Annotated in this window: 20 protein-coding genes; all 20 read left to right on the top strand. The window is 69.4% G+C overall.

The annotated features are described in order from the left end of the window. The 20 genes from HCR12_RS09930 (at position 1) to HCR12_RS09835 (ending at position 19996) form a co-directional block, all read left to right on the top strand. Complete coding sequence (locus tag HCR12_RS09930) at positions 1-1284, top strand: DUF58 domain-containing protein (protein ID WP_166865940.1); 1284 nt, start codon at positions 1-3, stop codon at positions 1282-1284. Next, positions 1281-3644, top strand: a complete 2364-nt coding sequence (locus HCR12_RS09925; protein ID WP_166865938.1) for a transglutaminase-like domain-containing protein — start codon at positions 1281-1283, stop codon at positions 3642-3644. The genes HCR12_RS09930 and HCR12_RS09925 overlap by 4 nt, the downstream gene beginning before the upstream one ends. After that, entirely contained in the window at positions 3560-8140 is a 4581-nt protein-coding gene (locus HCR12_RS09920; protein WP_224763724.1) for an FtsK/SpoIIIE domain-containing protein, read from the top strand. Before HCR12_RS09925 ends, HCR12_RS09920 begins: the two co-directional genes overlap by 85 nt. A gap of 541 nt (positions 8141-8681) precedes the next feature. Beyond that, positions 8682-9758 carry a hypothetical protein gene (locus HCR12_RS09915; RefSeq protein ID WP_166865936.1) on the top strand — a complete coding sequence of 359 codons (1077 nt, stop codon included), beginning with the start codon at positions 8682-8684 and terminating at the stop codon, positions 9756-9758. Continuing rightward, the gene (locus HCR12_RS09910; RefSeq protein WP_166865934.1) at positions 9755-10291 is read left to right on the top strand and encodes a hypothetical protein; all 537 of its coding nucleotides are present in this window, start codon (positions 9755-9757) and stop codon (positions 10289-10291) included. Before HCR12_RS09915 ends, HCR12_RS09910 begins: the two co-directional genes overlap by 4 nt. Then, complete coding sequence (locus HCR12_RS09905; protein WP_166865932.1) at positions 10288-10881, top strand: hypothetical protein; 594 nt, start codon at positions 10288-10290, stop codon at positions 10879-10881. Before HCR12_RS09910 ends, HCR12_RS09905 begins: the two co-directional genes overlap by 4 nt. Next, positions 10878-11450: a hypothetical protein gene (locus tag HCR12_RS09900; protein WP_166865930.1), complete on the top strand. Its 573-nt coding sequence runs from the start codon at positions 10878-10880 to the stop codon at positions 11448-11450. The genes HCR12_RS09905 and HCR12_RS09900 overlap by 4 nt, the downstream gene beginning before the upstream one ends. 97 nt (positions 11451-11547) lie before the next feature. Continuing rightward, positions 11548-11844: a WXG100 family type VII secretion target gene (locus HCR12_RS09895; RefSeq protein WP_166865928.1), complete on the top strand. Its 297-nt coding sequence runs from the start codon at positions 11548-11550 to the stop codon at positions 11842-11844. Between the two features lie 109 nt (positions 11845-11953). Further along, complete coding sequence (locus tag HCR12_RS09890; protein ID WP_166865926.1) at positions 11954-12250, top strand: WXG100 family type VII secretion target; 297 nt, start codon at positions 11954-11956, stop codon at positions 12248-12250. Between the two features lie 86 nt (positions 12251-12336). Then, positions 12337-12660 (top strand): hypothetical protein, encoded by a 324-nt coding sequence (locus HCR12_RS09885; RefSeq protein WP_166865924.1) that lies wholly within the window; start codon positions 12337-12339, stop codon positions 12658-12660. Positions 12661-12664: 4 nt separating this feature from the next. After that, a complete protein-coding gene (locus HCR12_RS09880) occupies positions 12665-13981 on the top strand; it encodes a hypothetical protein (protein ID WP_166865922.1) in 1317 nt (438 codons plus the stop codon). Between the two features lie 48 nt (positions 13982-14029). Beyond that, positions 14030-14536: a hypothetical protein gene (locus tag HCR12_RS09875; RefSeq protein WP_166865920.1), complete on the top strand. Its 507-nt coding sequence runs from the start codon at positions 14030-14032 to the stop codon at positions 14534-14536. Continuing rightward, positions 14529-15056 carry a hypothetical protein gene (locus HCR12_RS09870; protein ID WP_166865917.1) on the top strand — a complete coding sequence of 176 codons (528 nt, stop codon included), beginning with the start codon at positions 14529-14531 and terminating at the stop codon, positions 15054-15056. The genes HCR12_RS09875 and HCR12_RS09870 overlap by 8 nt, the downstream gene beginning before the upstream one ends. Continuing rightward, entirely contained in the window at positions 15049-15507 is a 459-nt protein-coding gene (locus tag HCR12_RS09865) for a hypothetical protein (protein WP_166865915.1), read from the top strand. The genes HCR12_RS09870 and HCR12_RS09865 overlap by 8 nt, the downstream gene beginning before the upstream one ends. Further along, on the top strand, positions 15504-16118 hold the full coding sequence (locus HCR12_RS09860) for a hypothetical protein (protein WP_166865913.1): 615 nt from the start codon (positions 15504-15506) through the stop codon (positions 16116-16118). Before HCR12_RS09865 ends, HCR12_RS09860 begins: the two co-directional genes overlap by 4 nt. Next, positions 16115-16750 (top strand): hypothetical protein, encoded by a 636-nt coding sequence (locus HCR12_RS09855; RefSeq protein ID WP_166865911.1) that lies wholly within the window; start codon positions 16115-16117, stop codon positions 16748-16750. Before HCR12_RS09860 ends, HCR12_RS09855 begins: the two co-directional genes overlap by 4 nt. A 125-nt stretch (positions 16751-16875) precedes the next feature. After that, entirely contained in the window at positions 16876-17181 is a 306-nt protein-coding gene (locus HCR12_RS09850) for a hypothetical protein (RefSeq protein WP_166865909.1), read from the top strand. Between the two features lie 10 nt (positions 17182-17191). Next, entirely contained in the window at positions 17192-18856 is a 1665-nt protein-coding gene (locus HCR12_RS09845; protein ID WP_166865907.1) for a hypothetical protein, read from the top strand. Then, positions 18853-19323: a hypothetical protein gene (locus HCR12_RS09840; RefSeq protein WP_166865905.1), complete on the top strand. Its 471-nt coding sequence runs from the start codon at positions 18853-18855 to the stop codon at positions 19321-19323. Before HCR12_RS09845 ends, HCR12_RS09840 begins: the two co-directional genes overlap by 4 nt. After that, on the top strand, positions 19316-19996 hold the full coding sequence (locus tag HCR12_RS09835; RefSeq protein ID WP_166865903.1) for a hypothetical protein: 681 nt from the start codon (positions 19316-19318) through the stop codon (positions 19994-19996). Before HCR12_RS09840 ends, HCR12_RS09835 begins: the two co-directional genes overlap by 8 nt. The last annotated feature ends 62 nt before the right edge of the window (positions 19997-20058 follow it).

Raw genomic sequence — 20058 nt, 5'->3', positions numbered from 1 at the left:
ATGACGGAACGCCAGACCCGCGCCGGGCGGACGGCGCGCCCGCTTGCGGAGCGCGCGCGTCGATTCGCGACGGCCGTGACGAACGCACTGCGCCCTGTGGTGCGTGGTCTCCGGCGCGCCCTCGGACCGGTCGTGGGCGTCGTCACGCCCGTCGGCTGGGTCGTCATCGCGCTCGCGGTCGTCGCGCTTGTGCTCTCGGCCGTCTACGGCTGGCAGGAGTTCACCTTCCTCGGGTGGGTGCTCGTCGCGTCCCTCGTCATCTCGGCGTTCTTCCTGGTCGGCCGGTCGAGCTATGGCGTCTTCATCGAGCTCAATCCCCGTCGCGTGGTCGTGGGCGACCGTGCGATGGGGCGCATGGTGGTCACGAACACCGGCCCGCGCAGGCTCGCTCCGTCGCGCATGGAGCTGCCGGTCGGGCGGGGGGTGGCCGAGTTCCAGCTCCCTGCGATGCAGCCGAAGCAGGAGCAGGAGGAGCTCTTCCAGGTGCCCACCAACCGGCGTGCCGTGATCGTCGCGGGGCCCGCGCGATCCATCCGCGGCGACCAGCTGGGTCTGCTGCGGCGCTCGGTGACGTGGGCGGAGGAGGTCGAGCTCTTCGTGCACCCGCGCACCGTGCCGCTCGCGGCATCGGCCGCAGGACTCGTGCGCGACCTCGAGGGCCAGGTGTCCTCCAAGATCACCAACAACGATCTCGCGTTCCACGCGCTGCGCCCCTACGTTCCGGGCGACGACCGCCGCTATGTGCACTGGCGCACCTCGGCACGCATCGGCCAGCTCATGGTGCGTCAGTTCCAGGAGACCCGTCGGTCGCAGATCACGATCGCACTGCCGTCGTCGGCGGCCTCGTACGCGAGCGAGGACGAATTCGAGCTCGCCGTCTCGGCGGCGTCGTCGCTCGCCGCGCAGGTGATCCGCGACGGCACGCAGCTGAGCGTCGTGAGCGAGCACGGTGTGTGGCGCACGGGAACCGTCACCGCGACGCTCGACTCCGCCTGCCGTCTCGTCTACGGCGAGAGCCAGGCCTACCCGACGCTGCGCGACTTCGTGCGGGACCGCACGCGCCGACTGCCCGCGCCCAGCATCGTGGTCGTGGTCGGCGGATCGAAGCTGAGCCCCGGGGAGATCCGCGGTGTGCAGACGCTCTTCGGGCCCGACACCCGGTTCCTCGGTGTCATCGCGGCGCTCGGCGAGCAGTCGCGTCGGGGCTCCATGGGCGGCACGCCTGTGCTCACGGTGGGGCAGCTCGAGGACCTTCCTGGACTCTTCAGGGGGATCACGGGATGACGGACCAGACCGCTCGCGGCGATCGCCGCGCCCTGCCGAGTGTGCGCACGTGGTTCGACGTGGCCGTGCTGCTCGCACTCGCGCTGCTCGGCGTCATCGGCTTCACGCCGTCGTACGGCGGGTTCTCGTTCCTCGCGGCGGGCATCGGAGGCCTGCTCGTCGGCGCGCTGACGGGTGTTCTCACGACGATGCTGCGGATGGGCGCTCTGCTGACGCTCGCGACCGCGCTCGTCGCCTACTTCGTGTTCGGTCCCGCGTTCGCGGTGCCGGGTCAGACGATCTTCGGGGTGGTGCCGACGCTCCAGTCGTTCGCGAGTGTCGCGATCGGAACTGTGTACGGCTGGGCTGACCTGCTCACGCTCTCGACGCCCGTCGGCGCGCCCGTCTACATCGCTGTCGTGCCATATGCGGCGACCTGGCTCGTGGCGCTCGTCTCCACCTTGCTCGCGATGCGCTGGCTCGCGACGCGGCCGCGCACCGGCTGGCGGTTCGCGATCGCGATCATCCCCGCGTTCGCGCTGTACCTCGTGGGCATCCTCGTGGGCACCCAGGAGGCGTATCAGGCGGGTGTGCGCGGCATCGTGTTCGCCGTTCTCGTGCTCATCTGGCTCGGATGGCGTGAACCCGTCGGCGGCGTCGCGGCGTCTGCCGACAGTTCGCTGCTGCGGCGCAAGGTCGCTGGCACGGCCGCGATCGCGATTCTCGCAGCCGCGGTGGGCGGCGGCGCGGGCTACTGGCTCGCTCCCGCGAACGACCAGCGCTTCGTGCTGCGCGAGGAGATCGATCCGCCGTTCGACCCGCTCGATTACCCGAGCCCCCTCGCAGGCTTCCGGCACTTCTCGAAGCAGGTCGTCGACGACGTCATGTTCACGGTCGACGGCCTCCAGCAGGGCGACCGCATCCGCATGGCGACGCTCGATTCGTTCACCGGAAAGCTCTGGAACGTGACGGGCGCGGCGGCGAGCTCCGGGGGATCCGGCTCGTTCGCGCTCGTCGGACGCTCGCTGCCGCCTGCACCGCTTCTCACCCCGGAGGCGCAAGGCGAGATCGAGATAGAGATCGTCGGGTACTCCGACGTGTGGCTTCCCGGCGTCGGATACCCCACCGACTTCCAGCTCCTCGGCGACGACGCGCTCGCGCGCAGTGACAGCCTGCGCTACAACGCCGCGACGGGCAGCATGGTGCTCATCTCGGGCGTGAGCGAGGGCGACCGCTACCGTGCCGAGGTCGTCACGCAGCAGACGCCGACCATCCCGGAGCTCGCGGATGTGCCGGTCGCGGCCGTCGAGCTGCCGCCCGTCTCGGGGGTGCCCGACGTCGTGAGCGCGAAGGCACAGGAGTGGGCCGGTGCCAGCACCTCGCCCGCCGAGCAGCTGGAGGCGATCCGCCTGAGCCTCATGCAGGGCTATCTCAGTCACGGGCGCACCGGCGAGGCGGTCTCCCGTGCCGGTCACGGAGCCGACCGCATCACCGACCTGCTCGAGCGCCCGCAGATGGTGGGCGACGAAGAGCAGTACGCCTCCGCGTTCGCCCTCATGGCGCGCAGCCTCGGCTACCCCGCTCGCGTCGTCATGGGGTTCGCTCCCGACGTGCCCGAGGGCGGTGGCACGGTGAGCGTCACGGGCGACGACGTGACCGCGTGGGTCGAGGTCGCCTTCGAGGGCGTCGGCTGGGTGCCGTTCCTGCCCACGCCCGAGCAGACGGATGTGCCGCAAGACCAGGTGCCGAAGCCGCAGAGCGAGCCGCAGCCGCAGGTGCGTCAGCCTCCGCGCTCCGACAAGGAGCCCGAGGACCTGCTGACGCCCGTCGAACTCGAGCAGCAGGACAAGGACGAGGACGACCTCCCCTTCGTGCTGCCCGGGTGGGCGTACGCGATCGGGATCAGCGTGCTCGTTCTGCTCGCGATCGTCTTCGTGCCGATGCTCATCGTCGGGCTCATCAAGGCTCGTCGTGTGCGCAAGCGCCGAGCAGGCCCGCCGGCGCATCAGGCAGCGGGCGCGTGGGAAGAGCTCGAGGACCGCTACTCGGAGCTCGGCTACGAGGTGCCCGGCCGTGTCACGCGCGCGGGCGCCGCGGCCGCGCTCGAGCGCCAGCTCGCCGAGAGCGGTGCCGCCGACTCCCCGCCGCTCGCCCGACTCGCGGTCGACGTCGACGAGCTCGTCTTCTCGGGTCGCGCCGTCGAGCCCGCCGAGAGCGACGCCGCGTGGTCGTCCGCGCTCGACGCCGTCGCGCACGCGCGCGGAGCCGCGACGAGCCGGGTACGGATTCTGAGTCGATATCGGATACGTTCTGCACGAGACCTCGCCACCCGCCTCGTCGAGGGATCACCCGTCACGTCGATGCGAAGGAGCGCGCGCTGAAACTCAAGCTCACCCTCAAGCGAGGGTCCGGCCCGCACGCCGACATCGTCGTCACCGCGGACGCCGCCGCGACCGTCGCGGATGTCGCAGCGGGCATCGCCGAACGCGACCCGTACCTCGTGAAAGCTGGCGCGTCGCCGAGCGGACCGCTCACCCTGCGGGTGTCGGACCCGAGCGACTCGTCGGGGCGCGTGCTCGAACCTGACTTCTCGATCGCGGAGGCGGGCATCGGATCCGGTGCCAATGTGCTGCTCGTCGAGGCGGGCGCCGCGAGTGGGGGAGGGCGCTCCGATTCGGTGGCGCGACTCGTCGTCGTGGAGGGTCCCGATCTCGGCAAGGAGTTCGCGCTGCCCCCGGGCACCGTGTACATCGGTCGGGATGGCGCGCGCTCCGACCTCGTTCTGAGCGACGCCCTTGTGTCGAAGCGGCACGCGCGCATCGACGCGACGCCGACCGCGATCCGCATGGTCGACATGAACTCCGCCAACGGCCTCGAGGTGGACGGCGGTCTCGTACAGCGCATCGACCTGGAGAACGGCGACGAGGTGCGCCTCGGCGCGACGCTGCTGCGTGCGCGCATCAATCCGCCGGTCGACGTGGCTCCCGTGAGCAGCATCCCCGAGTTCGGCCCCACGGCGTTCAACCGCTCGCCGCGCGTGGAGACGCGCTATCCGGGTGAGGAGTTCCCCGCGCCGGCGCCGCCCACCGAACAGGATGCGCAGCCGTTCCCGTGGTTGTCGCTCTTCGCCCCCCTGCTCGTCGGCGGCATCATGGTGCTCGTCATGCCGCAGCGCGGGCTCTTCATGCTCGTCTTTGCGATCGCCGCGCCGCTGCTCATGATCGGCACGTGGTTCACCACGCGCTCGCAGCGCAAACGCAAACTCAAGCTCGACATCGAGAGGTTCGACGCGCGCGCGACGGCCCTCGAGGAGCGACTCAACACCGAGCGCGAGGAGGAGCGCCGCGTGCGCCGCGCCGAGAGCCCGTCGACGGCGGAGGTGTACGAGCAGGCGATCGCACAGGGGCCGCTGCTGTGGACGCGCCGGCCCGAGCACTGGCAGTTCCTCAGCGTCAACCTCGGGCTCGGCATCATGGAGTCGCGCAACAAGGTGACGATCACGAACGAGGACACAGGGCTCCAGGAGTACGTCGACCGCGTGCGTCGCACACGTGACACGTTCCGCACCATCGACGGCGTGCCCGTCACCGAGAACCTGTACTTCTCGGGTGCGCTCGGCATCGCCGGCGAGCACCGCATCGCGGCGGACACCGCGCGCGGCGTGCTCGTGCAGCTCACGGGCCTGCACTCGCCCGCCGAGCTCGTGGTCACCGCGGTCGTGTCGTCGACATGGACAAGCGAGTTCGAGTGGCTCAAGTGGCTGCCGCACACGGCGTCGCCGCACAGCCCTCTCGAGGTCGCGCACCTCGCCAACAGCCAGGCGACGGGCGGCGCTCTTCTCTCGGCCCTCGAGGAGCTCATCGCCTCGCGCACGAAGTCCACCGAGCTGCGTGGCGCCAAGAACCTGCAGCAGTCCGCACTCACCGCGGGTGCGGATGTGGGGGAGACCTCCGAGTCCGTCAAGCCGCCGCCCGCACCGACCCCCGCGATCGTGGTGCTCATCTCGGACGACGCGCCCGTCGACCGCGCGCGTCTCGTGCAGGTTGCTGAGCGCGCTGCTGACGCGGGCGTCTACCCGATCTGGGTCGCGCCCACCCAGACGCAGCTTCCCGCAGTAGCCCGCACCTACGTGGTGGCCGAGACGGACCGCACGGCGCGCGTCGGTCTCGTGCGTCTCGGCGACGAGATCGTCGACGTCGCCACCGAGCCGGTCACGCAGGAGCAGGCGCTGTGGTTCGCCAAGCGTCTCGCACCCGTCACGGACGCCGGGGCAGCCGTGGCCGACGCGAGCGATCTGCCGCGCTCGGTGATGATGCTCTCGCTCGTCGGCCCGGAGATGGCGACCTCGCCATCGGTCGCGATCGAGCGCTGGCGCGAGAACGACTCCATCTCCGATCGCTCGGGTGGGCCGCTCAAGCGCCGCCGTGCGGGCAAGCTGCGCGCGATCGTCGGCTCCGCGGGTGCGGATGCGATGCACCTCGACCTGCGCACTCAGGGCCCGCACGCCCTCGTCGGCGGAACCACCGGATCCGGCAAGTCGGAGTTCCTGCAGGCGTGGGTGCTCGGCATGGCCGCCGAATACAGCCCCGATCGCGTGACGTTCCTCTTCGTCGACTACAAGGGCGGCTCGGCCTTCGCCGACTGCGTCAACCTGCCGCATTGCGTGGGACTCGTGACCGATCTGAGTCCGCACCTGGTGCGCCGCGCGCTCACCTCCCTGCGGGCCGAGCTCCACCACCGCGAGCACCTCTTCAATCGCAAGAAGGCCAAGGATCTGCTCGACCTCGAGAAACGGGGCGACCCGGATGCGCCGCCCGCGCTCGTGCTCGTGATCGACGAGTTCGCGGCGCTCGCGAGCGAGGTGCCGGAGTTCGTCGACGGCGTCGTCGACATCGCCCAGCGCGGCCGCTCGCTCGGCATCCACCTCATCATGGCCACGCAGCGCCCCGCGGGCGTCATCAAGGACAACCTGCGCGCCAACACCAACCTGCGCATCGCGCTGCGCATGGCCGACGAGTCCGACTCGATGGACGTCGTGGGCGACAAGGTCGCGGGCACGTTCGACCCATCGATCCCCGGTCGCGGCATCGCGAAGACCGGGCCCGGCCGACTTACCCCATTCCAATCCGCGTACGCAGGCGGATGGACGAGCGACACGCCCCCGGCTCCGTCGATCGAGGTCGCGGAACTGCGCTTCGGTGCCGAACATGTGTGGGAGCGGCCAGGCAAGGACGAGGCCGCGGCTTCCGACATGCAGGCCGACCCCGGCCCCACCGATCAGGCGCGCATGGTGGCGAACTTCGTCGCGGCGGCGCAGCAGGCGGCGATTCCCGCACCCCGCCGACCGTGGCTCGACGAACTCGCGCCCGTGTTCGACCTCACCCGCCTGCGCCAGCGCACCGACACCGAGCTCGTGCTGGGTGTCGTCGACCTGCCGCAGCTGCAGCGTCAGCAGGAGTTCGCGTTCCGCCCGGATGTCGATGGCCACATCGCGTACTTCGGCGCGAGCGGCGCGGGCAAGACGGTCGCGCTGCGCTCGATCGCTGCGGCCGCAGGAATCACGCCGCGCGGCGGTCCCGTCGATGTGTACGGGCTCGACTTCGGCACGGGCGGTCTGCGCATGCTCGAAGCACTGCCGCACGTCGGCTCGATCGTCTCGGGGGATGACCCCGAGCGCGTGGTGCGGCTGCTGCGTCAGCTGCGCGACGAGCTCGACCGCCGCAGCGAGGCGTACGCGGCCGTCGACGCCGGAACGATCGTCGACTACCGCCGACTCGCGAACGCGCCTGACGAGCGCCGCATCCTGCTGCTCGTCGACAACTTCCCGTCGTTCAAGAACGACTTCGAGGTGGGGGCGGCTCGTGCCCCCTGGTACGGCGTCTTCCAGCAGATCCTCTCCGAGGGTCGCGGGCTCGGCATGCACGTGGCGATCACCGCCGACCGCCCCGGCAGCGTCCCGAGCAGCATCACCGCCTCCTTCCAGCGGAAGGTGGCGCTGCGCCTCGCCGACGAGAGCGGCTACATGCTGCTCGACGCCCCGGCCGACATCCTGAGCTCCACCTCGCCCCCCGGTCGTGCGGTCGTGGACGGAGCCGAGGCGCAGCTCGCGATCGTGGGCGGTGTGACGAGCGTCGCTGACCAGGCGAAGGCTCTCTCGGCGCTCGCCGTCGCGATCGCGCGCACGGGTCGTCCGCCTGCTCGCGAGGTCGGCACGCTCGCGACCGAGATCCCGGCGTCGACGCTTCCCGCGTCTGTCGGCGGCAATCCTGTGCTCGGCATCTCGGACGACACGCTCGAGCCGATCAGCTTCGAGGCCTCCGGCACGTTCGTGCTCGGCGGGCCGCCGGCATCCGGCCGGACGAATGCCCTGCGCTGGCTCATCTCCTCCGTCGGCCGAGCGCATCCGGATGCCGTGCGGTTCTACTTCGGCTCGCCGCGCTCGGCCATCGGCAAGCAGCCCGGCTGGGAGGCCGTCGCGACGACCGTCGAGGATGCCGGAGCGCTCGCGCGCGAGGTGGCCGCGACGCTCGCCGAGACGGCCGACCGCAAGGTGCTCGTCGTCATCGAGCAGATCGGCGACTTCCTCTCGACGCCCGCCGACTCGGCGCTCGTCGAGATGATCAAGGCCGTCAAGCGCAGCGACCACCTGCTCATCGCCGAGAACGAGACGGCGGGCTGGAGCTCGTCGTGGCCGCTTCTCGCGGAGGTCAAGGGCGCCCGCACGGGCTTCCTGCTTCAGCCGGAGGCGATGGAGGGCGACACGATCCTCAAGACCTCGCTGCCGCGCGTCTCGCGCTCCGACTTCCCGCCCGGGCGCGGCTACTTCATCGCCCGCGGCAAGGCCGTGCGCGTGCAGCTGCCGCTCGCGGATGGGTGACGCGGGCGATGGGGACGCCTCCCCATCGACGGATTCCCACAGATCCCTAGAGTCGAATCGGGTCTCGGACGATCCGTGGCCCGGCCCGACCGAGCAGGAGACGCATGAGCGACCTCATCATCGACGACGAGCGGATCGGCACGATGATCAGCAACCTCGCGAAGGTGCGGCGCGAGTTCGAGCGCGCCAACGACCGCAGCGACGACGCCGCGACCGCGGTGGGCCACGCCCGCCTCGGCGACAAGGTTCGCGGATTCGCGCACAACTGGGACCGCCGCCGCCAGGATCTCGTCGAGCAGCTCGAGACGGTAGAGCAGGGCCTCCAGGCGATCCGCGACACGTTCACCGAGGCCGACGACGAGCTTGCGAAGGGGGTAAGCGGACGAGCCGTCCCACCGACTGGACCGCCCTGCAGCAGGGGGACGACCCCGTCCCCGGGGACTGGGCCAAGGTCTCCGCTGCGGCGACCCGCTACAAGGGCATCGCCGAGGCGATCCAGAACGCCAAGTCCGACCTGCTCGCCGTCTTCGACGGCGGCGCGATGGAGGGCGAAGCCGTCGTGGCGATCCGCGAGACGGCGATCGAGGTCGCGGGCCGAATCGGTCGCGCGCACGACCGCTACGACGGCGTCGCGACGGCGCTCGAGGGCTATGTCGAGCCGCTGCGCACTGCGCAGAACAGCTCGCTCTCGCTCCTCGACCAGGCGGAGTCGCTGCGCACGGATCGCGACCACGCTCACCAGCGCACCGACTACTGGCACGGCGAGCTTCAGCGCCTCATGTACGGAGGTGGCGATGAGCGCGAGGTCGACGAGGCCCGCGACAAGTACGTGTACTGGAACAACCGCGCCGTCTCGCTCCAGAATGACATCGCCGGGCTCGTCTCGCAGCTCAACACCGTCATCGAGGCGCGTGACACCGCTGCCGAGAAGGCGGCCAAGCAGATCGAGAAGGTCGACAGCAGCGGCGACCTCAACGACAGCATCTGGGACAACGTCGACCAGTTCCTCACTGAGAACCCGTGGATCGATGGCTTCCTCGCCTGGGCGGGGTGGATCGCGGCGGCGCTCGTGATCGTCGCGATGTTCATCCCCGGCCTCAACGTCATCGCAGCCGCCGTCGCGATCGCGGTAGCCGTTGCCGTGTCGCTCAATGCGCTCGCGAAGGCGGCAACGGGCCGGATCTCACCGTGGGAGGCGGTCTTCGAGATCGGCCTCGCGGTGCTCCCGTTCGGCATCGGCAAGCTCGCCAAGGGCGCTGTCGCGGCCTTCACGCCGGTCGTCGCCACCTCGCGGATGACGAGCGCCGCGGGCTCCGGCATCAAGGGCGTCACCCGCACCGTCGCACTCGAATGGGTGGAGGCGGCGATCAAGCGGCCGAACGCGTTCGCCGTGGGCAGCAAGGCCGAGACGTTCCTCAACATCTCCACCATGTCGAAGACGGTGCTGCTGTCGGGCAAGACCTCGGCGCCCGTCGCGGCGGCCGCCTTCCCGACCCGGGCGTGGATGGTCGCAGACGCGGCGACGAACATCATCGCCCCGGCGGCGTCCACCGCCGCGAGTGCGACGGGCCTGTTCTCGGGTCTCGAGAGCTACTCGGCACGGAACGAGAAGTGGTGACCTCGCGCGATGAGGTGATCGGCCGTCGTGCTGCGATCGCGACGGTCGTGCTCGTCGCGGTAGGTCTGCTCGGCACGATCACTGTCGTTGTCACGGGACTGACGATCATCCTCATCGAGCAACCAGTTCCGGTGACCGACGATCCCGGCGCGAGAACGGTCGAGAGATACAAGGGGATCTTCCCCACGACCATGCCGTGGTGGCTCTTCCTCCTGTACGCGACGGGTTGGGTCGGGGTGCTCGCGGCCGTCTGGAAGCCTGAGCGCGCCTACTTCCAAGCGCTGTTGAACGGCAAGGTGCTCATCTTCGCCTCCGCCGGCTGGACCGCGATCTTCGCCGGACTGACAGCGGCCGCGGCGCTCTCCACGGGCGCGTACGTCGCCCGCGAGGGGTTCGGGCTCTTCTATATCCCGGCGCTCGTGCTCGCGGTCGTAGCGGCGGTGGCCGGTATGCGCGCGAGGGTGAATCACCGCCGGATGCTCCGCGCGCTGACGCGCGGGCGGCGCGCACCGAAGAAGAAGGGCAGGACATGAGCGACGAGACCGCCGCGCACTACCGGATCCTGCTCCCGCCCGGGTGGGTGCGGATGCGGGGCGACGATCAGGCGCAGGAGGCGCTCGTGCGGGTCATCGATGAGCGCGTCGAGACGCTCGCCCCCGAGCAGCGCCCGCGTGTGCGGGCGCTCATGCGGCGCTCCGCGGAGGATGCGATCGGTGCGGCGCGCGAGCGCGGGGCGCTCGAGCTGATCCTGTCGTTCGCGACCGTGCAGGGGATCCCGATCCCGGCGTCCATCGTCCTGCTCCCGCTGCCGGTGCCGGAAGACGACCGCCGCCCGGCCGACGAGATCCTGCTCTCCCTCGGGCGGGGCGGAGCGCATGTCATCGAGATCGACGGCATTCCGGCGATGCGCCGTGTCGTCGACACCCCGGCGACCGGGCCGGATCCCGCGCACCGCGCGATCCACTACATGCTTCGCCACCCGCACAGCGGGCGCTGGCTGGCATTCTCGGCGAGCATCCTCACGTCCGACGACGAGGGCTACGGCCAGGTGCTCGAGGCGCTGGAGACGCTCGTCGGCGCCATGATGTCCACCATCCGCTTCTCGAACGGAGGCAGCGCATGAGCCTCGTCATCCGGCATCCGGACGAATGGATCGGCATCCCCGAATACTGGCCGTACCCGCGGCCCGACGGGCGCGAGCTCGCCGGGCCGGAGGTGTGGGCCGCCGAGCTGCTCGACGAGTTCATCGAGCACGGGATGCCCGAGGAGCAGCGCCCGCTCGTCGCCGAGGTGCTGGCGATGGCGGTGCAGCGGTCGATCGACAACCGCAGCCGCCTCTACCTGCTCCTCGAGACGTGGGAGGGCCCCGCGTATCTCGTGGAGGCCGTGACGCACGGCCGCCGAGAGCTCGGAATGCGCGACCTGGAGGACTTCCTCGGCCGCGAGGACGAGACCCAGCTCGGCGCCCCGTTCGCGGAGCCTTTCACGACGGCCTCGGGACTCGAGGGCGCCCGCTGCTTCCGGTACCTGCCCTACAGCGACCACGGCGTGATCTACGGCCGTGCCGACTACGGCTTCATCGACGCCGACACCCTCCTGACGCTCACCGGCATGGAGCTCGATCTCGTGCACTTCGAGCGCCTCAAGGTGCACCTCGGGGTGCTCGCCGCCACGGTCTCCGCCGTCGACTGACCGCGGATGGGGACGGCTCCCCATCGACGGATCCTCACGCCTTTTCTAGAGTCGAGGCATCACCCCCGCCGCGGCGGGCCGTCCCTCAAGGAGAATCATGGCCAACCTGAACGTCACCTACGACGAGCTCAACGACGCCGCGGCCCGTCTGCGCGCCGGCAAGGACGACATGCAGTCGAAGCTCGCCGAGCTCTCGAACCTGGTGCAGAGCCTCACGGCGAGCGGCTTCCAGGCGGAGCACTCGTCGGCTGCCTACCGTGACTCGTTCGAGCAGTTCCGCTCCGGCACGTCGCAGGCCGTCGATGGTCTCGAGGGTCTCGCGAGCTTCCTCAACTCGGCCGCCGACGCGCTGCGTCAGACCGATGAGGGTCTCGCCGCCGCCATCCGCGGCTGAGCTCCGCACCCCTGAAGTCGGGGAGTGCTCCCCGTCGACCCATCCTCAGAACCTGGGCTACAGTCGCACACACCACCACCCGCCACGGCGGAATCATCGAAGGAGAATCATGGCCAACCTGAACGTCACCTACGACGAGCTCAACGACGCCGCGGCCCGTCTGCGCGCCGGCAAGGACGACATGCAGTCGAAGCTCGCCGAGCTCTCGAACCTGGTGCAGAACCTCACGGCGAGCGGCTTCCAGGCCGAGCACTCGTCGGCTGCCTACCGTGACTCGTTCGAGCAGTTCCGCTCCGGCACGTCGCAGGCCGTCGATGGTCTCGAGGGTCTCGCGAGCTTCCTCAACTCGGCTGCCGACGCGCTGCGTCAGACCGACGAGGGTCTCGCCGCCGCCATCCGCGGCTGAGCTTCGAGGCGGCCCGGCCGACTACCGGCCGGGTCGCCTCGCTCTGCCATCTCTCGCCCATCCACCACCGCACCCAGGGAGCATCCGTGTCAGGGACCCGCATCCGGCTCGACTACGAGAGCCTGCAGGAGCTGTCGAAGAACCTCAAGTTCGTCGTCGACGTGATGTCGAGGGACACCGAGATGGGGATCGGCGTCGGCGGCGTCGTCGGGCGTGCCGATCTCGCTGGCGCGGCCAACAGCTTCCGTGACTCGTGGGACAAGCGCCGGCTGGAGCTGCGTGACCAGTTCGAATGGCTGCAGGAGTCGGTGGAGAACATCGCAACCCAGTTCGCGACGGTCGACAAGGATCTCGCGTCCGGACTCTCTCAGGGCAGCGGCAACGCGCCCTCCGGCCAGAAGGCGGTGTGACCTCATGTGCTTCGCCTGCTACAACCCCATCCCCGACCCCATCCAGGGCGACCCTGACGCGGTCAGCGGCTACGCGAAGGCGTACGACGACACGGCGAAGGCTCTGCGCGATGCGGTCACCCAGCTCAAGGCGCTCGCCAATGGCAATGTCTCGATCGGCGAGTCGGTCGACGAGGTGCGCGATCGCGCGAACGAGGGCGTCACCGCGGCAGACGCTGTCGCCGTGCGCTACGAGGGCGCCGCCACGGCGTACACGCAGTACGCCGCAGCACTCGCAACGGCGCAGTCCACGGCCGAATCGGCTCGCCAGAGCATCGACACGAACAACCAGAACGGACACTACTGGCGCACTCGCCGCACACAGCTCGAGTACCAGCGTCTGCTCGATCCGACCGACACAGAGGTCCTCGAGGGTCTCGTGACGGCGACGACGAAGGCGCTCACGTACGACTCGGCGTATGCGACGTACCTCGACCGCTACCAGACGGCCGTCGAGAACCTCGACCAGGCCGCACGTGACGCGATCCGCGCGCTGCACAACGCCGCCGAGCAGGCGGGCCTCAACGACAAGTGGTACGAGGCGTTCGTCGGCGACCTCGCCAACATCTGGGATCTCGCCTCGAAGTACCTCGGACCCGTGCTCGAGGCGCTGCGCGAGGTGCTCAAAGTCCTCAAGGAGATCGTCGACATCCTCGCCCTGATCGTCACGGTTCTCTCTATCTTCATCCCCGCCCTCGCGCCCCTGGCGCTCGCGCTGACGGCACTGTCCGCGATCCTCGCGGTCGGCGTGTTCCTGTGCTCGCTCGTCCTCTTCGCGATGGGCCGCGAGTCGCTGGGGACGGTCATCGCGGACGGCATCGGCGCCGTGGTGAGCGTCGTCACGGCGAAGCTCGGCGGCGCGGGGAACAACCTCTTCAGGACCGTCGGAGAGAACGTCGCCGAGACAGGAGCAAAGCTCTCCACCGCGTTCGCGCAGAAGCAGATCATCGTGACGACGAATATCGCGACGCGTGCGGGCAACGAGGCGTTGTCCGCGATCCTTCCGTCGACCATGTCCGCGAATGCTGCGCCGTTCCAGTTCGTATTCTCTGAAGGGCTCGACTTCACGCTCGGCAGCAGCCGAGAGGCCTGGAACATGGACGGGGCAGACCCCAGCGGACTCATCGCGGGGCTGCTCGACCAGCCGACGCTCGGCATCGCCACACCGGTGCTCGACGCGGTGACCCTCCCCGACGCCATCTTCGGCGAAGGCGGGGTCACCGAGCGCTTCGGCGAGGTCGGAGACGTGTGGGGACAGATCGGCGCGGTGCCCTCTCGATGAACGCCGGGCTGGTCGTCCTCACAGAGCTGAACGGGTACTCTCGCGCTGATGGCTGAACTCGACAAGGTGGTCGCTGCCGATCTCGCGCATCGCGTGATGGCGCACGTCTCCTTCCATTCGACGTACATCGCGCCTCCGGCGCTGTACCAGTACGTGATCCCCGACGGGCGCTACCTCGACCTGGAGGATCAAGCGGGTGAGTCGCGCCGGTTGCTGCTGATCTACAGCAAGGTGGGAGTGACGGGGTGGTACCAGCAGCGCAGCGGGCTGCTCGCACCGCGGGGGCTGCCGGTCGATTCGCCCTGGTTCGTCGGGTACACGGACAAGCAGCTCAAGCGCCACCACGCCGTGCTCACCCGGACGATCCAGTTCTGCTATCAGCAGAACAACGACGTGGTCCGTCCCGACACGATCGTGATCGATCCGATGCAGGCGCCGACACGGGTCGAGATCCGCGCGGACTGGCCTCTGCCGGGATTGAACGGCCTCACCGGCGGAAGCGACTGGACCGGCCGATCGGATCGGCACCCGCAGTGGCCGCGCGCACATGGCTGAGCTCGACAAGGCGGTCGCCGCAGATCTCGCGCATCGCGTGATGGCGCACGTCTCCTTCCATTCGACGTACATCGCGCCTCCGGCGCTGTACCAGTACGTGATCCCCGATGGGCGCTATCTCGACCTGGAGGATCAAGCGGGTGAGTCTCGCCGTCTGCTGCGGATCTACAGCAAGGTCGGCGTGACGGGGTGGTACAAACAGCGCAGCGGGCTCCTCACTCCGCGCGGTCGGCCCGTCGATTCGCCCTGGTTCGTGGGGTACACGGACAAGCAGCTCAAGCGCGACCACGGCGCGCTCGCGGAGATGATCCGGTTCTGCTACCGGCAGAACAACGACGTGGTCCGCCCCGACACGATCGTGATCGACCCTATGCAGATGCCGACACGGCTCGAGATCCCGGCGGACTGGCCTCTGCCGGGATTGAACGGCCTCACCGGCGGAACCGACTGGGGTGGGCGATCCGACGACCCGTCCGATCCCACCTACGGGCGCTCGCGAAGGCCGCGCGCTGATGGCTGAACTCGACAAGGCGGTCGCTGCGGACCTCGCGCATCGCACCATGGCGCACATCTCCTACCACTCGACCTACATCGATGCGCCTGGGACGTACCAGTTCGCGCTCCCCGACGGGCGCTATCTGCTGATGAGCGACTACCTCATCAAGCGCCGCCGGATCTTGATGTTCGCCTCCATGACGCCGGTAAAGCGCCCCGTGCGCGACATCACCGCCTCGATCGGGCGGCCCCGCAAGCTGCCCCAGACAGGGCCGTGGTTCGTGGGCTACACGCCGCGACAGCTCGCGCGCGCTCACAAGCTCGTGCAGTGGGCAGCCAGCTTCTCGTATCGCAATGTCGACGATCATCGCGAGCCCTCGGCGATGCTCATCGATCCGATGCGCGAACCCGAGCGCATGCAGATCCCCGACGAGTGGATCCGACGAGACATCGACGGCAAGGAGATCCCCCGATGAGTCGCAACTACGCCGACGGCGTGCTCCGCCTGGATCTGAGCACCGCCTGGATCGACCTTCCTGGCCCCGATGACGATGCGGCAGCAGGCATCGCCGAGATCGTCGCGTCGTTCAGCGGCGTCGCCGACGAGGCGCGAGTCCGCCTCGCGCACGCGCTCGCGGTGGTGCAGGGGATCGCGGCCCGACTGCCTGCGGGCTCACGCCGCAGCTCGGCGCTCATCCTGTCCCCGGAGTCGGGGCGCGTGGACGCGCTCCTGAGCATCCGGGCGAGTCGTGTGACGGCGAACGCGTACGACAACTATCTGGAGGCGGCGACGGGCTACACCGGAGATGGCGTGGACGCGCTCGTCAACCGCGTGGTCGAGGAGCTCGAACTTCCGAACGGTCGCGCGATCCTCAGCCGCGACTACCAGCTGCCTGCGAATGAAGGTGGGGTTCCGGTGCCGGCGACGGAGCGCGCCTTCCTCGCCCTGTTCCTGTCCGAGTCCGACACCGCGGTGGAGCTCATGTTCATGACGCAGAACCTCGCCCTGCTCGACGACGCACGCTCGTTCCTTGTGGCTCTCGCCTCGGGCGAGAAGGCCTGGTTCGCCGGGGAGGAGGGCCGATGACGCAGCCGAGCACACCCCAGTTCGAGCTCCCGGGCAAGTGGGGCCGCATCAACCTGGCGTCGGAGCTCACTATCCAGCGGTCCATCCGTCGGGTCGTCGATGAGGTCACGGTTCGACGCGACGACCTCGCGACGCCGCGCGCCGAGATGCGCCGCCGCTTCCAGAAGGCGGCGGAGCTGGCCCGTGAGGGCGGGGCGACCGACTTCTACGTGGCGTTCAACATCGTTCCGGGCATCCCGCTCCCGGCGTGGATCGCCGTGTTCCTTCCCCAGGTGGGGGAAGCCGAGCTGAAGGAGATCGGGGCGGGAGCCCTCGTCGACTTCTTCGACAAGGGCATGTCCGGATGGAGCGGCGACGACGCCGACGTGCGCCCCGGCGTCCCCGCGGGCGATGATGCCATCCACGCCGTGCGGCACTCCTGGCGGCGGGTGCGCGACATCGTCGAGGGTGAGGTCGAGCAGCGCTTCGAGTTCGTGGAAGCCGACTACTGGATCGCCGCGCGCGAGCCCGAGCGCATCGCGGTGCTCACGTGCTCCACTGCCCTTGCCGAGTACGAGGAGGAGATGCTCGCGCTCTTCGATGCGATCGTCTCGACTCTGCGGTGGCCTGTCGCGGCGGCGGCTGCGCGGTAGCGCCTGCGTCGTTCGCCGCCGAGCGCGAGCAGCTGCGCAGGCGCTCGGTGGGGACGACTCCCCATCGAGCGCGCCTCACCTCGTGGGCTACCTTCTGAGCATCCACCACCGACCACGGGAGAGACATGGCTGACATCCGCATCGACCTCGACGCGATGCGCGGCGCCGGCGAGAAGGTCGCCGCCGTGCTGGGCAAGCTCGATGGCGCGGGCGATGAGACGCGCTCGCTGCCTGACGCCGCCGGGCACAGCACCGTGAGCGGGGCGCTCGGCGACTTCCGCGACAAATGGTCGATCCGAAAGGGTGAGCTGGTGGAAGAGCTGACGTTCGTCTCGAACGCGCTCGCCGCGATCAGTGACACCTTCCGCGAACTCGACGACGAGCTCGTCAACCGCCTCGACCACTTCGTCTCCCTCGACACCACCAAGTGAGGATCTGATCATGCGCAGCAGCATTCCCGGCAGCCCCGCGGCGCTCACCATGGGGGCGGCCTCGCTGGAGAGCACCGGCGCTCTCCTGCTGACACTCGCGGATGAGCTCAATCGCATCGTCGACGGCGACAGCTACCAGGGCGACTCGATCGACGCCATCCGCCAGCGCACGGGCGACGCGGCCGACGTGCTCGCGCGCGTCGAGCCCCGCTACACCGGCACGGCGGGTGCGGTGAAGGAGTTCGCCGTCAAGCTCGAGAATCTGCAGCAGCGTCACCAGCAGGCCGTCTCGAACCACGATGCGGCGTTCGGCGACGTCTACACCGCGCGCACCAGAGCTGACCGCCTCGACGACGAGGTGTGGGTGGCCACGTATGACGGCACCGATGAGGCGCAGCTCGACAGCCTCATCCGCCGTCGCAACGAGGCGGTGCGGAACGTGACGCTCGCCGAGCAGGCCGTGGTCTCCGCCGAGCAGTCCGTGAACGCGATCGAAGACGAGTGGCACGCGGCCGCCGACGCCGCGGCAGCCGGGATCCGACCCGTTCTCGAATCGCTCAACAACTCGTTCTGGGAGAGCGTCGGGGCCACGATCGGCGACATCGCGGGGTTCCTCGCGGCGGCCGTGCAGTGGGTGGCGTCGGTGCTCAACACCGTGCTGAGTGCGCTCATCGAGCTGGTGGTCGTCGTGGTCGTGCTGCTGATTGCGGTCGCGTTCGTGCTCGTGATGTTCAACGTCGTCGTGCTCCTCATGCTCGCGACCGGCTCGCTCACGTTCGACCAGATCGCTGAGATGCTCGTGGGTGTCATCCTCGTGCTCGTGCCGCTCATCGTGCCGTCGGTGCACTACCTGATGCTCACCGAGACGCTCGCCCCGACGCCCGATGTGCACCAGGTGCACCCCGCGAGCGGCCGCATCGTCGACCGTCGCCAGGACGACCCGTACGGGTACCTCTTCGAGAACAACGGCCGACTCGACAAGGACGGCGGCACCGAGAAGTCGGTCGTCGAGGTCGTGCAGGTGATGAACGACGATGGCACCCCATCACTCGACGAGAACGGCAACCCGATCTGGCGCGTGACCCTCCCGAGCACCCAGGACTGGACGCCCCCCGGACTCGACGGCAACGGCGCGACCAACGACCTCGGCTCGAACCTCGCGCTCATCATGACGCCGGAGTTCCGGGCGGCGTACGAGCGCGCGGTGCTGCAGGCGATGGCTGACGCGGGCATCGGACCGAACGATTCGGTCATGCTCGTCGGATGGAGCCAGGGCGGCATCCTCGCGGGGGCCATCGCCTCGGATCCCGGCTCGGGCTTCAACGTGCGCGCCATCGCCGTGGCGGGCGCGCCCATCGACCACATGCCGATTCCGGAAGGCGTGTCGGTGCTCGCGTTCCAGCACAATGGCGACCACGTGCCGCGCCTTGATGGCACGCCCCCGCGCCAGGGGACGAACTGGGTCGCGGTTCCCGCGGACGCGGTCGGAACCGGCTACCCGCACGCGTGGGAGAAGTACGCGGATACAGCCTCGGCCGCGACCACCGGTGGAAAAGTGGAGCCTCGGGTTCAGGCGATCATCGATCAGCAGGAGATGTTCTTCTCGCGCACCGAGTACGCGTATACGTTCGAGTTCCAGGAGAACTCCCGAGGCGAGGAGCTGCCCGTCCGATGACCGATCTCACCCGTATCGCGGCGGCCGCCGCTGGGCTCGTGCTCACGCCGCTTGCGCTGGCTGGATGCACGGTGTCCACCGATGATGTCGCGCGCGACGTGCCTGCCGCGGTGCTCGCCGCCGACGCCAACATCGTGGACACCTACATCTCGGTGGGTCAGGATCTCACCGGACCAGGCATCCGCCTTCGCATCTACCTGACCGACACCTCGGACGAGGCCGTTGTGTCGTCGCTGGAAGCGGCGCTGGAGGCCGCCTACCGGGGCTCCCCGGCGCGACTGACAGGGATCTTCCTCGACGCTGCGGCAGCCCCGGCGCCGAGTTCTCCGAGCTGGGGAGGTGGCTCGCTGCGTCTGCGCCCGTTGGAGGACGCGCTCGACGTGCCGGGGAGCCTCAGCAACGACACGATCCACGCGGGCCGCGACGCCCTCGAGGAGTTCTACGGGCCGTGGGGGGAGGATGGCTGACGCGGCGACCCTGCCGGAGCTGCGGTTCAGGCTGCCAGGCGACTGGTGGACGACCGATCTCACGGATCGCGACGCGGCCGTGGCGTCCGCACACCGTCTCGTGCGTCATCGGATCGGGCCGCAGGACGACCGCGTTCTGCTGCGCCAGCGGGTGATCGGCGACTTCACGCGCGCCATCGACGCCGCGATCGAGGCGAAGGGCCTCAGCATGTTCATGGCGATCAGCATCGCCGAGGGCGTGCCGATCCCCATCACCTTCACGGTTCATCTGCCCGACGTCTCGCTGTCGCCCGCGATCGGCACGAAGCCGGATGTCGTGCTCGACATCCTCGAACAGGGGATCGAGACCCTCGCGGCGGGGGACCGCACCGACCCGGGCGACCCCGCTGACCGCCTGCGCATCGACCTCCCCGAGACGCGCGCCACGCGCCTGCACCGGGTGCGTGTGCTCGACGTCGGATCGGGCAACGACATCGGCACCGTCGAGAGCCTCATCGTCGACTACTGGGTGGCCGTCCCCGACACCAAGCGCATCCTGCTCGTCTCGTTCTCGACCTCGATGGCGCAGCTGCAGGAGTTCCTGTTGCCGTTCTTCGACGCGATCATGCGCGCCGCGATCTGGAGTCGCCCGGCAGAGGTCGGCGACGATACAGAGGGGATGGCTGAAAGCTGAACTCGACAAGGCGGTCGCCGCGGATCTCGCGCATCCCATCACGGCGCACATCTCGTACCAGT

The sequence above is a fragment of the Salinibacterium sp. ZJ70 genome, assembly GCF_011751865.2.
Lineage (GTDB): Bacteria > Actinomycetota > Actinomycetes > Actinomycetales > Microbacteriaceae > Homoserinibacter.
The sequence above is the reverse complement of the archived record's forward strand: the minus strand, read 5'-3'. Positions and strand labels throughout refer to the sequence as shown.

Coding starts and splice junctions, on each gene's coding strand:
- HCR12_RS09930 (WP_166865940.1), top strand. CDS start 1: ATGACGGAACGCCAGACCCGCGCCGGGCGGACGGCGCGCCCGCTTGCG.
- HCR12_RS09925 (WP_166865938.1), top strand. CDS start 1,281: ATGACGGACCAGACCGCTCGCGGCGATCGCCGCGCCCTGCCGAGTGTG.
- HCR12_RS09915 (WP_166865936.1), top strand. CDS start 8,682: ATGGAGGGCGAAGCCGTCGTGGCGATCCGCGAGACGGCGATCGAGGTC.
- HCR12_RS09905 (WP_166865932.1), top strand. CDS start 10,288: ATGAGCGACGAGACCGCCGCGCACTACCGGATCCTGCTCCCGCCCGGG.
- HCR12_RS09900 (WP_166865930.1), top strand. CDS start 10,878: ATGAGCCTCGTCATCCGGCATCCGGACGAATGGATCGGCATCCCCGAA.
- HCR12_RS09895 (WP_166865928.1), top strand. CDS start 11,548: ATGGCCAACCTGAACGTCACCTACGACGAGCTCAACGACGCCGCGGCC.
- HCR12_RS09890 (WP_166865926.1), top strand. CDS start 11,954: ATGGCCAACCTGAACGTCACCTACGACGAGCTCAACGACGCCGCGGCC.
- HCR12_RS09880 (WP_166865922.1), top strand. CDS start 12,665: ATGTGCTTCGCCTGCTACAACCCCATCCCCGACCCCATCCAGGGCGAC.
- HCR12_RS09875 (WP_166865920.1), top strand. CDS start 14,030: ATGGCTGAACTCGACAAGGTGGTCGCTGCCGATCTCGCGCATCGCGTG.
- HCR12_RS09870 (WP_166865917.1), top strand. CDS start 14,529: ATGGCTGAGCTCGACAAGGCGGTCGCCGCAGATCTCGCGCATCGCGTG.
- HCR12_RS09865 (WP_166865915.1), top strand. CDS start 15,049: ATGGCTGAACTCGACAAGGCGGTCGCTGCGGACCTCGCGCATCGCACC.
- HCR12_RS09860 (WP_166865913.1), top strand. CDS start 15,504: ATGAGTCGCAACTACGCCGACGGCGTGCTCCGCCTGGATCTGAGCACC.
- HCR12_RS09855 (WP_166865911.1), top strand. CDS start 16,115: ATGACGCAGCCGAGCACACCCCAGTTCGAGCTCCCGGGCAAGTGGGGC.
- HCR12_RS09850 (WP_166865909.1), top strand. CDS start 16,876: ATGGCTGACATCCGCATCGACCTCGACGCGATGCGCGGCGCCGGCGAG.
- HCR12_RS09845 (WP_166865907.1), top strand. CDS start 17,192: ATGCGCAGCAGCATTCCCGGCAGCCCCGCGGCGCTCACCATGGGGGCG.
- HCR12_RS09840 (WP_166865905.1), top strand. CDS start 18,853: ATGACCGATCTCACCCGTATCGCGGCGGCCGCCGCTGGGCTCGTGCTC.
- HCR12_RS09835 (WP_166865903.1), top strand. CDS start 19,316: ATGGCTGACGCGGCGACCCTGCCGGAGCTGCGGTTCAGGCTGCCAGGC.